The 12312-nt window shown below is 36.0% G+C and carries 11 protein-coding genes; 6 read left to right on the forward strand and 5 right to left on the reverse strand.

All coding sequences use genetic code 11. The annotated features are described in order from the left end of the window. Window positions 1–2: 2 nt before the first annotated feature. From mnmE to rpmH, 5 genes are all read right to left on the reverse strand, one after another. Complete coding sequence (mnmE, locus tag B2C77_RS01530) at window positions 3–1379, reverse strand: tRNA uridine-5-carboxymethylaminomethyl(34) synthesis GTPase MnmE (protein WP_077702082.1); 1377 nt, start codon at window positions 1377–1379, stop codon at window positions 3–5. Between the two features lie 253 nt (window positions 1380–1632). After that, window positions 1633–2247, reverse strand: a complete 615-nt coding sequence (jag, locus tag B2C77_RS01535; protein ID WP_077702083.1) for an RNA-binding cell elongation regulator Jag/EloR — start codon at window positions 2245–2247, stop codon at window positions 1633–1635. Further along, complete coding sequence (gene spoIIIJ, locus B2C77_RS01540) at window positions 2244–3011, reverse strand: YidC family membrane integrase SpoIIIJ (protein WP_077702084.1); 768 nt, start codon at window positions 3009–3011, stop codon at window positions 2244–2246. Before spoIIIJ ends, jag begins: the two co-directional genes overlap by 4 nt. A gap of 190 nt (window positions 3012–3201) precedes the next feature. Continuing rightward, window positions 3202–3546 carry a ribonuclease P protein component gene (gene rnpA / locus B2C77_RS01545; protein WP_077702085.1) on the reverse strand — a complete coding sequence of 115 codons (345 nt, stop codon included), beginning with the start codon at window positions 3544–3546 and terminating at the stop codon, window positions 3202–3204. A gap of 486 nt (window positions 3547–4032) precedes the next feature. After that, complete coding sequence (gene rpmH, locus B2C77_RS01550; RefSeq protein WP_050350585.1) at window positions 4033–4167, reverse strand: 50S ribosomal protein L34; 135 nt, start codon at window positions 4165–4167, stop codon at window positions 4033–4035. A 1006-nt stretch (window positions 4168–5173) separates the two neighbouring features. Between rpmH and dnaA the strand changes: the two genes are divergently transcribed. From dnaA to gyrB, 6 genes are all read left to right on the forward strand, one after another. Further along, window positions 5174–6514, forward strand: coding sequence for a chromosomal replication initiator protein DnaA (gene dnaA, locus B2C77_RS01555; RefSeq protein ID WP_077702086.1), 1341 nt, complete (start codon window positions 5174–5176; stop codon window positions 6512–6514). 357 nt (window positions 6515–6871) lie between these two features. Further along, on the forward strand, window positions 6872–8008 hold the full coding sequence (dnaN, locus tag B2C77_RS01560; protein WP_077702087.1) for a DNA polymerase III subunit beta: 1137 nt from the start codon (window positions 6872–6874) through the stop codon (window positions 8006–8008). A 505-nt stretch (window positions 8009–8513) separates the two neighbouring features. Continuing rightward, a complete protein-coding gene (yaaA, locus tag B2C77_RS01565; protein ID WP_438272953.1) occupies window positions 8514–8717 on the forward strand; it encodes a S4 domain-containing protein YaaA in 204 nt (67 codons plus the stop codon). A 146-nt stretch (window positions 8718–8863) separates the two neighbouring features. Then, window positions 8864–9976: a DNA replication/repair protein RecF gene (recF, locus tag B2C77_RS01570; RefSeq protein WP_077702089.1), complete on the forward strand. Its 1113-nt coding sequence runs from the start codon at window positions 8864–8866 to the stop codon at window positions 9974–9976. Window positions 9977–9992: 16 nt separating this feature from the next. Further along, a complete protein-coding gene (remB, locus tag B2C77_RS01575) occupies window positions 9993–10292 on the forward strand; it encodes an extracellular matrix regulator RemB (protein WP_077702090.1) in 300 nt (99 codons plus the stop codon). 16 nt (window positions 10293–10308) lie between these two features. Then, complete coding sequence (gene gyrB / locus B2C77_RS01580) at window positions 10309–12234, forward strand: DNA topoisomerase (ATP-hydrolyzing) subunit B (RefSeq protein ID WP_077702091.1); 1926 nt, start codon at window positions 10309–10311, stop codon at window positions 12232–12234. Window positions 12235–12312: the final 78 nt, after the last annotated feature.

A 12312-nucleotide genomic window follows, 5' to 3' on the forward strand; every position in this document is an offset into this window, starting at 1 on the left:
CTTTATTTTCCGAGACAAAATTGTGAGAAAAGCTGATCAATAAGGCTGTCACTTGCAGTATCCCCGATGATTTCACCTAGTAATTCCCACGTTCTTGTTACATCTATTTGTACGACATCTAACGGTAGTCCAAGTTCTAAGCCTTCCATCGCATCTTCTAAAGCTTGTTTGGCTTGTTTCAACAGTTGAATATGACGGACGTTCGAAACATATGTGAGGTCGCCCGTATCTATATCACCAGCGAAAAAAGTTTTTGCAATGGCTTCTTCTAAATCATTTACCCCTTCTTCTTGTACCAAGGAAGTAATAACAATTGGTTTTCCGCCAGCCAATTCATAGACACGGTCTAAATCTAACTTTTGCTCTAAATCCGTTTTATTAATAATAACGATATAATCTAAGCCTTCTATTGCTTTAAATAACTTTTCATCTTCTTCTGATAACACGTCATTATAGTTTAGTACAAATAAAATTAAATCTGATTCTTTTAGTACTTGACGAGATCGTTCTACGCCAATTTTTTCAACAATGTCTTCTGTTTCACGAATCCCAGCGGTATCTACTAACCGTAAAGGAACCCCTCTTACACTAACATATTCTTCAATAATATCGCGAGTGGTTCCTGGAACTTCTGTAACAATTGCTTTATTCTCTTGAACAAGTGTATTCATTAGTGACGACTTGCCAACATTTGGTCGTCCTATAATCGCTGTTGCTAAACCTTCTCGTAAAATCTTGCCTTGTTTCGCCACTTGTAGAAGCTCAACAACTTCTTTATACACCTCTTTTGATTTCGTGCGCATCATATCATGGGACATTTCTTCGACGTCATCATATTCTGGATAATCAATGTTAACCTCTACATGTGCCACTGTTTCCAACAAATCTTGGCGTAAACGACGAATAAGCGCAGATAAGCGGCCATCCATCTGCTTTAATGCAACGGACATGGCTTTATCTGTTTTCGCTCGAATAAGATCCATCACTGCTTCTGCTTGCGATAAATCAATTCTCCCATGTAAAAAAGCACGTTTCGTGAATTCACCAGGCTCAGCTAGTCTAGCTCCTTGGCTTAAAATAATTTCCAATACACGGTTAACCGCAACCATTCCCCCGTGACAATTAATTTCTACAACATCTTCACGGGTAAACGTTTTTGGTGCTCGCATAACTGAAACCATAACTTCCTCGGCAACCTCTTTTGTCTCAGGATCGATTATTTTCCCGTACTGTATTGTATGTGAAGCCACATCACCTAAATTTTTTCCTTTAAAAACATTAGCTGTGATGGAAATAGCCTCAGGGCCGCTTAAACGAACAATTGCAATTGCCCCTTCACCTATTGGTGTTGATATAGCTGTAATTGTTTCTGTTTCCATTGCTAATCACCTCCAACCTATACATGAATATCTATATGAAGTGCGTTTTTTTATCGTCACTAACTTAATAGAATATCACAAAACACAGTTATCCACAACCTATTTTTTCTTCTTCGTTTCTTAAAGTTATGCACATGTGGATATCTGACTAAAACTCATCTCCCTTTTTCACAAGTTGCATAAGCATTGGATATACGTGTAAAATAAAAAATCCTATCTAGCTGAAGAACTAGATAGGATCTATAGCGTTGCTTTAGGGTTGAATAACAATATGTCGATGTGGTTCATTACCGTCAGAATAAGTAGTAATAGCCTTATTTTCCTGTAGTACGTTATGAATAATTTTTCTCTCAAAAGCAGGCATAGGCTCTAAAGCTACCTTTTTATTTAAGCGAACTGCTTTATCCGCCATTCTATTCGCCAACGCTTCTAATGTTTCTTTGCGACGTTCACGGTATCCTTCTGCATCCAATGTGACTGTGTAAAATTCAGAAGCATTTTTATTCATCGCCAAATGCAACAAATATTGTAGCGCATTTAACGTCTGACCTCTTTTTCCAATCAATAAAGCAATATCATCGCCTGTTACTTCATACGTAACATGATGGTCTACTACAGTCGTCTGCACCGTTGCAGAAACATTCATTTGTTCGAATATTTGCTGCAAATATTTTTCCGTTTTTTCAATTGGATTTTCAACGATTTTGACTTTAACGTAAGCACGTTTCGTACCAAATACGCCGAACAATCCCTTTTTACCTTCATCAATGACATCAACTTCAACTTGGTCCCTGGTTGTTTTTAACTGCTCTAAAGCTGCCTGGACCGCTTCTTCAACTGTTTGTCCACTAGCAGTTATTTCTCTCACTTTTTGTCTCCTCCATTATTTGCAGCCATCATTGGCTTACGAATAAATAACGTTTGAGCAACCATAAAGATATTCCCTACTACCCAGTATAACGCTAAAGCAGACGGGAAGAAAATAGCAAAGACACCGATCATGATAGGCATAACATAAAGCATAACCATCATTTGCGGATTTTGTGCAGCAGGACTTCCTGCCATCATCAACTTTTGCTGTAGGAATGTCGCCCCACCAGCAATTAATGGTAAAATAAAGAATGGATCTGGTTCCCCTAATTGGAACCATAAAAAGCTATGTGTTTTAATCGTTTCTGTTCGCATAATCGCATGATACATCCCAATTAAAATTGGCATTTGAACGAAAATCGGTAAGCAACCGGCAAGTGGATTTACACCATGCTTTTGGAATAAAGCCATGGTCTCCTGTTGCAACTTTTGCTGGGTATTCGCATCTTTTGAACTATATTTTTGTTGCAGCTCTTTCATCTTTGGCTGAATATCTTGCATCGCCTTCGAGCTTTTTAATTGTTTCACATTTAATGGCAACAGTAATAAACGAACAATAATTGTTACGAGAACGATTGCCAGTCCATAATTCTCATTAAATAATTCTGCAAAATAAGTGATAAGCCATGAAATTGGATATACGAAGTACTGGTTCCAAATTCCTTCACTTTCACTCGTAATCGGCTCGTTTACTTCTGTACAACCAGATAAAATTGCCAGTAAACCAATAAGCACTACTAGCAACCAAAACTTTTTACGCAACACATTTCCTCCTAACTCTATATTAAAAAACTAGACTTATCGCCAATTCTTATAGCGAAAGCTGTCATTTTTCTTATACGATAAACCAAAAATTTTTATACTTTCCTATACTATAGTACTAGTAAAAGACAAGTTTTTCTGTCACCTATCGTTATTTTAACTTAAATAAAGGGAAGATTCTATATTAAATTTATTGATTTTTTAACAATTGTTCTTTATATAACAAATGGGTTAAACTTTTTTTGATTTCCGAAAAGGTCATTTGCTTTGCTGGCTGTCTCGCAATGATAACAATATCATATGGATAAGCAATTTCGTCCTTTAGCTCAAAGAAAGCCTGTCGCAAATATCGCTTAATACGATTTCTTGTTACTGCATTCCCAATTTTTTTACCAACTGATAGCCCCATTCGGAAATGCAACTGTCCCTCTCTCTTCACATAATAAATAACGAGCTGACGGTTTGCAAAGGATTTCCCTGCTTTAAAGGCATATTGAAAATCACTATTTTTCTTAATTCGATATTCTTTCTTCAAATTGATCACCTTTACTACATTAAAAACTACATACACGGATGGAAGATTCATTCATTTTATGTAAAGAAAATCTTCGCCAATGTTACAATTTTGTTTAGAAGAACTTAGCTGCTCACCAGCCCATGGCAGAAAACGCTATCGTTATTTCTGAAAGAAATAAGAAAGTATAAAATTTGTTTGTTGCTTTTGGATACCAATTTAACGGAATAGCCACGTCCGGCTCCAGTGCCCAGCAACGAGGCGACTTCACTCCATTGCCTAAGCTAAGTCACTATCGGTTCGTGCTAAATAGGAAGCCCACTAAAAACGGGCTTACCTTAGTGCGTCAGCATACCCCTGTTGTAGGGCATGGTTCCTAAAACTTTAGTTGATTCGTTCCACTCGCTACGTTGCTAACCGTGCGCCCCGCGCCTTTGTTCTACGATAAACGGTAAAATTTTTATACTTTCCTACTAGTGAAAAAAAGACCACTGATGGTTCAGTGGTCTATGCTGACAAGACTTTTCTACCCTTACGACGACGACGAGCAATTACTTTACGACCATTTTTCGTGCTCATCCGTGTACGGAAGCCGTGTACTTTTTTACGTTTACGATTATTAGGTTGAAACGTTCTTTTCATTTATCTTGCACCTCCCTAAGGGATGAATTATACCATTTCTTAATCCTTCATCAGACAGTCTTTGTAATTATACGTAAAAATAAGGGTATCTGTCAACTTGTTCTTATTAGAAAAACTTGTCCTTCTTACAAAATCTTTATAGATAAAGCCCATCGATTCACTTTCATTTAATAAACTCCCTTACATATCCACGTATGTGCCAAGTTATTTTCGACATAGTTATAACCTCTACATCTCCGGCAATCTATTTATGTACACTTTACTGGGTTCTATAAACAAACAAGTTAAATATAGATAGTAACCGCTACGAAAAAACACTACGCTAGATTCCATGATAAAGGCCTCTTTCAAATGTATTTGCCCCACTAAGCGTCCATTTTATAATAGAGTGCCTTCTCTTTTTTTGCTAAAAACTAGTCTTCAAGTCCTCCCCAGAAATATTTCATATATCCACAGCCTCTGTTGACAGATAAATATCCCCTTTTCTCTATCCACAACAATTATCGACAAATCATTCACAAAATATAGTGGTGTGGATAAATTTTGTCTACAAGCTATGGACTTTGTGGATAAGCGTCGAAAAGCCATTGCACTTCTTACTTTTTTCTGATATTATATTTGTGTTTAACCTGTGAAAATAAAAAAAAGCAACTACACTTATACACAGTTTGTGGATAAGGTGTGGATACTTATAAACATACTTGTTTTTAAGGTTATCAACAACAATGTGGATATCGTTTATAAATCTATCTTTCCCTTTTACTCATCAATTATATTTATCCACAGACAAGAAATTACGATATGGAGATTACCATATGCCTTTCCATCTAGAAAATTGTTCATGGAACATGGACTATAGGATTGAGAGAGGCTTTTTCTGTCATGTATATGCTACTAACATAGAAAGATGACAATATTTCATTCTCTGTCATCAACTTGATTGGTTAACCGTTATATACGGATTAATGAATGATCTATCTACTATTAGAAAGGAGTGAACTCCTGATTGGAAAATATACAAGAAATATGGACTGCAGCGCTTGAAAAGATAGAAGAAAAAATTAGTAAGCCAAGCTTCGATACGTGGTTAAAAAATACCAAAGCAGAAACTTTAGACAAAAATACGCTCATCGTCTCTGCCCCCAATGAATTTGCTAGAGATTGGTTAGAAAATCAATATACGAGGCTTATTTCGGAAATCTTAACAGAAATAACCGGAGCTGAAATAGAAACTAAGTTTATTATTCCTAGTACGACTAAAGATGCAGAAGCTGTTCCTACATCAAATCAAGGGAAAGGAAACGAGCTTAATGATCACTCGAAATCTTTGTTAAACGCAAAATACACATTTGATACGTTTGTCATCGGAGCTGGTAATCGTTTTGCACACGCTGCTTCTTTAGCTGTAGCTGAAGCGCCAGCAAAAGCATATAACCCCCTATTCATCTACGGTGGAGTTGGCTTAGGGAAAACCCATTTGATGCATGCAATCGGTCATTACGTTCAAGATCATAATCCGGAAGCTAAAGTCGTTTATTTGTCTTCAGAAAAATTTACCAATGAATTTATTAACGCCATTATGGATAATAAGACCGTCAATTTTCGCAATAAGTATCGCAATGTAGATATTTTATTAATTGATGATATACAATTTATTGCCGGAAAGGAATCAACACAGGAAGAGTTTTTCCATACATTTAATGCACTGCATGATGACAACAAACAAATTATTATCTCTAGTGACAGACCTCCAAAAGAAATTCCTACACTGGAGGATCGACTTCGATCAAGGTTTGAATGGGGATTGATTACGGATATTACTCCACCTGATTTGGAGACTCGAATTGCTATTCTAACTAAAAAAGCTAAAGCAGAAGGTCTTGATATTCCTAATGAAGTAATGCTCTATATTGCAAACCAAATTGATACAAATATCCGTGAATTAGAAGGGGCACTCATTCGTATCGTTGCCTACTCATCACTGGTTAATCAAGACATCGATGCTTCCCTTGCAGCAGATGCTTTAAAGGATATTATTCCTAGTAATAAACCAAAAGTAGTTACCATTGCTAGTATTCAAGAAATAGTTGGTGAGAGATACAATGTTCGGTTGGAAGATTTTTTAGCTAAAAAACGTACAAAATCCATTGCTTTTCCTCGTCAAATAGCTATGTATTTATCAAGAGAAATGACCGATTCTTCTCTGCCTAAGATTGGAGAGGAATTTGGAGGAAGAGACCATACAACCGTCATTCATGCGCATGAAAAAATATCCAAATTGATCGATAAAGATACACAGCTAGCTAAAGAATTGGAAGAGCTTAAAGAACAAATAAAATCAATGTAAAGCAGCTACTAAATGTCCATTATAGATGCAAATCTATTTCTTTAACATGTGTTTATGCTTATAATAAAAAAACTTTAGGGTAAGCGATCTTCTTAAACCCCCTTTTCAACACTAAAATGGATGGCTACTTTATTTTGGCTTGTTAACAATGTGTATAAGCAGTACTTACTTATGTACAAGTTATCCACATGTGAATAACTTGTACAAGTTGAATGTTTGCTAGTTTTCCACATACTAACAGGCCTTATTATTATTACTATTATTTTTTATTAATAAATATATATATGTATGCAGGAAATAAACGTACAAAAATGTAAACATAAATATATAGGAAACTTCCATTAGGAGGAAAAATATATGAAATTTGTTATACAGCGAGATCAACTAATGACGGCCGTACAAAACGTCATGAAGGCTATTTCATCTCGTCCAGTTGTCGCTATTTTAACGGGAATAAAGTTGGAAGCAAGAAAAGATGGAATAACATTGACAGGAAGTGACTCTGATATATCCATCGAATCTTATATTCCAGCTGAAGAAGAGGGAATTATTCATGTAGATCATATCGAAGAAGGTAGTATTGTACTTCAATCCAAATATTTTCCTGATATTGTTCGCAAACTTCCAGAACAAATTGTGGAAATAGAAGTTGATGAAAGTTTAAAAGTAACGATTCGCTCAGGTAAAGCAGAATTTAATCTAAATGGACAAGATGCAGCAGAATATCCACAACTACCTAAATTACAAACAGATGACAGTTTTGAACTCCCAATTGACCTTTTAAAAAGCTTAATTAAACAAACTGTTTTTGCGGTATCAACCATGGAAACAAGACCTATTTTAACTGGAGTGAATATGAGATTAGCTGATCAAACACTCACTTTCTCAGCGACAGATAGTCATCGCTTAGCTTCACGAACCGTTCCCGTAACAGAAACGACGAATGAATTTTCAAATGTGGTTGTGCCAGGAAAAAGCTTGAATGAATTAAATAAAATCATGGATGATAGCGAAGAAAAAATTCAAATCAGTGTAACGAATAACCAGATTTTATTCCGTACGAAGCATTTGCAATTTTTGTCTAGACTACTTGATGGCAATTACCCTGAAACATCACGTTTAATTCCTGATGCGAGTAAAACGATCTTATATGTAAGTACTAAAGATTTATTACATACAATCGATCGTGCATCTTTATTAGCTAAAGAAGAGCGAAATAATGTTGTTCGTTTAACAACAAAAAATAATAATATGGTAGAAATCGCCAGTAATCATCCAGAAATAGGGAATGTCACTGAAGAAGTTTCCATTTCCTCTATGGAAGGTGAAGATTTAAAAATATCGTTTAGTTCAAAATATATGATTGATGCGTTAAAAGTAATTGATTATGAAGAAGTAAAAATTGCTTTTACAGGTGCTATGCGCCCATTTATTATCCAACCAGTTGAAGATGATTCGATTCTGCAATTGATTTTACCCGTACGCACATATTAAACAGATGAAATAAGAAGCCGAACAATTATAAACAGATTGTTCGGCTCCTTTGCATTAGAAGAGAGAACAAAGGCGTAAGCGCCCGGTTAGCAACGTAGCAACTGGAACGAATTAACTGAGATAAAGGAATTACGGTGAGGCGACGAACCGATGATGAATTATCGCCAAGTCTTATGGCGAAAAAACGCTGTCGTTTTTTATACTATAAAGTTTTAAACTTTTATATTTTCCTATAGTTAAAAAAGCTTTACATGTTATTTTACACCTGAACAAAGCTAAAAACAGCTTTTACAAACAGATTTAAAGCCTTACAGAGACTTTATTTTAGAAAAGAAGTAGGATACCTTTCCTTAAAGGCAAATCTTTAGTAAAATAGGAATATGAGAGATTGAGCGTCATTCTTTTATATCGTTATATATTGAAAAGACTGCTAACATGCAATGGAAGGTTACAAAAAGTATTAATAAGAAAAGAAAATGAGTGATAAACAATGTGTGAAAAAATAATGATTCAAACGGAATATATCCAATTGGGGCAGTTTATAAAATTAATCAATATCTTAGACTCTGGCGGTATGGTGAAAGCATATTTACAAGATGTTGGTGTACTTGTAAATGGCGAGCGTGAACATCGTCGTGGAAGAAAGTTATATGCTGGTGATAAGGTAGAAATAGATGAAGTTGGATGTTTCCAAGTGGACCGAGAATAGATATTTACAAACCAACTGCTGTAGTTCATAGATAGTCGCCACAAACAAAAATGTTTTAGCTTCCACAAAAATGAATCTGCATAATTTTACAAGCTAAGAAGCTGTGAAAACCTAGCGAACTATTTCCTGAATAAAGAGGATGAAACATGCATATACAACAACTCCAATTAAAAAATTATCGCAATTATGAATGCCTAGATATGACTTTTGATCATGCAATTAATGTGATTATAGGTGAAAATGCACAAGGGAAGACAAACTTAATGGAGGCTATTTACCTATTAGCGTTTACGAAGTCCCACCGCACCCCCAGGGAAAAGGAACTAGTTAAATGGGAAGAAGAGTATGCTAAAATAGAAGGTAGAGTAACCAAACGAAATCAGTCTTTTCCGCTTGAAATTGTCATTTCCGCAAAGGGGAAAAAGGCAAAATTAAATCGCATGGAGCAAAAGAAATTAAGTGACTACATTGGAGCCTTTAATGTCGTAATGTTTGCTCCAGAGGATTTAACACTTGTCAAAGGTGCACCACAAGTTCGCAGACGGTTTATGGACATGGAACTAGGTCAAATCCAACCGCGCTATATTTATCATCTAGGCCAGTTTCAAAAGATTCTTAAACAGCGGAATCACGTATTAAAGCAATTACAACGACAATCTACCCAAGATCGAACGATGTTGTACGTTTTAACCGATCAGCTTATTGAACATGCCGCAACTTTATTAGAAAGGCGGTTTGTTTTTTTGACTTTGCTAAGAAAATGGGCTAGTCCAATTCATTATGGTATAAGCCGTCAGTTAGAAACGTTGCATATTGCTTACGATCCGACAATAGACGTATCAGAAGAAGCGAATAAGGGAAAAATAGCAGATATATATAATCGTAAATTTAGCGAAATTGAAGATAAAGAGATAGATCGAGGAACAACGTTAATTGGTCCCCATCGAGATGATTTATTATTTTATGTAAATGATAAAAATGTACAAATTTACGGTTCACAAGGTCAACAACGTACGACAGCTTTAGCGGTTAAATTGGCGGAAATTGAATTAATTTATAACGAAGTCGGGGAATATCCGATCTTACTGCTAGATGACGTCTTAAGCGAATTAGATGATTACCGACAGTCCCATTTATTAGAAACTATTCAAGGAAAGGTGCAAACCTTTGTCTCCACAACAAGTGTAGATGGTATTCAGCATGAAACATTAAACCAAGCAGCCATTTTTCGGGTGAAGGATGGAAAAGTAGAATCTTAAATACGGGGGAATCGTCATGTTTATCCATATTGGAAATGACCATGTGATACGTTCCAATGATGTTATTGCGATCATTGATTACCATCTAATTTCATCATCAACGATAATGGAAGAATATATGGTAGCAGCTGCTACAGAAAAAAAATTAGAAGGTACACAGGAAGAAGCAAAATCCGTCATGATAACAAAAGATTGCATTTATTATAGCTCCTTATCTGTATCTACACTGAAAAAAAGAGCAAGTATGATTTCAACGATTAGTAAGCTTGATGATTTTTCAGATGATATAAAAGAACTGGAATCGGAAGAAGTATAGAAATGGAAGTGAGAACATGTCAATGGATGATAAAGTCATGAAGGAACAGGCGTATGATGCAGACCAGATTCAAGTTTTGGAAGGTTTAGAAGCTGTACGAAAACGACCTGGAATGTACATTGGATCAACAAGTGAAAAGGGATTACATCATCTCGTATGGGAAATTGTAGACAACAGTATTGATGAAGCTTTAGCCGGTTATTGTGATCACATTGAAGTATTTATTGAAAAAGATAATAGCATTACGGTTAAAGATAATGGGCGTGGAATACCTGTTGATATTCAGAAAAAAACAGGTAGACCAGCGTTAGAAGTCATTATGACTGTACTACACGCCGGCGGTAAATTTGGCGGTGGCGGTTATAAGGTTTCTGGAGGACTTCATGGTGTTGGTGCTTCCGTCGTAAACGCCCTTTCCTCAAGTTTAGAAGTTTATGTTCACCGAGACAATAACATTCATTTCTTACGGTTTGAAAAAGGTGTCCCTCAAGGGGAAATAAAGGTTATTGGCGAAACAGATATTACTGGTACCATTGTTCATTTTACGCCAGATCCCACTATTTTCGATGAAACGACAGAATATAATTTTGATACATTAGTACAGCGTCTTCGTGAATTGGCATTTCTAAATAAAGGTTTGACAATAACCATTGAAGATAAACGTACGGATAAGGAGCCTGTTAGCTACTGTTATGAAGGTGGTATTTGTTCTTATGTAGAGTTTATTAATCAAACAAAAGAAGTCTTGCATGAGCCTTTCTACGCAGAAGGAGAAGACCAAGGAATTGCTGTAGAAATAGCACTTCAGTATAATGATGGGTTCGCAAGTAATTTATATTCCTTTGCGAATAATATTCATACGTACGAAGGTGGTACACATGAAGCTGGTTTTAAGACAGGGCTAACCCGCGTCATTAATGACTATGCCAGAAAGAATAATCTATTTAAAGAAAACGATCCGAATTTATCTGGGGAAGATGTCCGTGAAGGTTTGACAGCAATTGTTTCTGTTAAACATCCAAATCCACAATTTGAGGGACAAACGAAAACGAAATTAGGAAATAGTGAAGTTCGAACAGTGACAGATTCTGTTTTTAGTGAACTATTTTCTAAGTTTTTATTTGAAAACCCTACTGTAGCTAAAATTATTGTAGAAAAAGGATTAATGGCTTCTAGAGCACGTGACGCAGCTAAAAAAGCACGAGAATTAACACGTAGAAAAGGCGCTTTAGAAGTATCTAATTTACCTGGGAAATTAGCAGACTGTGCTTCTAAGGATGCGTCCATTAGTGAATTGTACATTGTGGAGGGAGACTCAGCTGGAGGTTCCGCAAAGCAAGGTCGAGATCGGCATTTTCAAGCTATTTTACCTTTAAGAGGAAAGATTTTAAACGTGGAGAAAGCACGTTTAGATAAAATCTTGTCGAACAATGAAGTACGTTCCATTATTACAGCATTAGGAACAGGCATTGGCGAAGATTTCGATATTTCCAAAGCCCGTTATCATAAAATAGTTCTAATGACAGACGCGGATGTAGATGGAGCCCATATTCGTACGCTATTACTTACTTTCTTTTATCGATATATGCGACCGTTAATCGAGCATGGATATATATATATTGCTCAGCCGCCGCTTTATAAAATTCAGCAAGGAAAAGCTGTTCACTATGCATACAATGATAAAGAAATGGAGCAAATCTTAGCAGAATTGCCAAAAGCGCCTAAGCCTGGATTACAGAGATATAAAGGTCTGGGAGAAATGAATGCAACGCAGCTTTGGGAGACGACGATGAGTCCTGATACGCGTACATTACTACAGGTAGAATTATCTGATGCAATCGATGCGGATCAAATTTTTGATGTACTCATGGGTGATAAAGTAGAACCAAGACGTAACTTTATCCAAGAAAATGCACAATATGTAAAAAATCTTGATATATAAAATGTAATGGAAAACTGGAGATAAGATAAGTTTTTCTAACACAATTACCAAATGAATCGGATAAAGACATAATACATT

Origin of the sequence: Virgibacillus dokdonensis, from assembly GCF_900166595.1 — a bacterium.
Taxonomy (GTDB): domain Bacteria; phylum Bacillota; class Bacilli; order Bacillales; family Amphibacillaceae; genus Virgibacillus; species Virgibacillus dokdonensis.

Coding starts and splice junctions, on each gene's coding strand:
- mnmE (WP_077702082.1), bottom strand. CDS start 1,379: ATGGAAACAGAAACAATTACAGCTATATCAACACCAATAGGTGAAGGG.
- rpmH (WP_050350585.1), bottom strand. CDS start 4,167: ATGAAAAGAACGTTTCAACCTAATAATCGTAAACGTAAAAAAGTACAC.
- dnaN (WP_077702087.1), top strand. CDS start 6,872: ATGAAATTTGTTATACAGCGAGATCAACTAATGACGGCCGTACAAAAC.
- yaaA (WP_438272953.1), top strand. CDS start 8,514: ATGATTCAAACGGAATATATCCAATTGGGGCAGTTTATAAAATTAATC.
- recF (WP_077702089.1), top strand. CDS start 8,864: ATGCATATACAACAACTCCAATTAAAAAATTATCGCAATTATGAATGC.
- remB (WP_077702090.1), top strand. CDS start 9,993: ATGTTTATCCATATTGGAAATGACCATGTGATACGTTCCAATGATGTT.
- gyrB (WP_077702091.1), top strand. CDS start 10,309: ATGTCAATGGATGATAAAGTCATGAAGGAACAGGCGTATGATGCAGAC.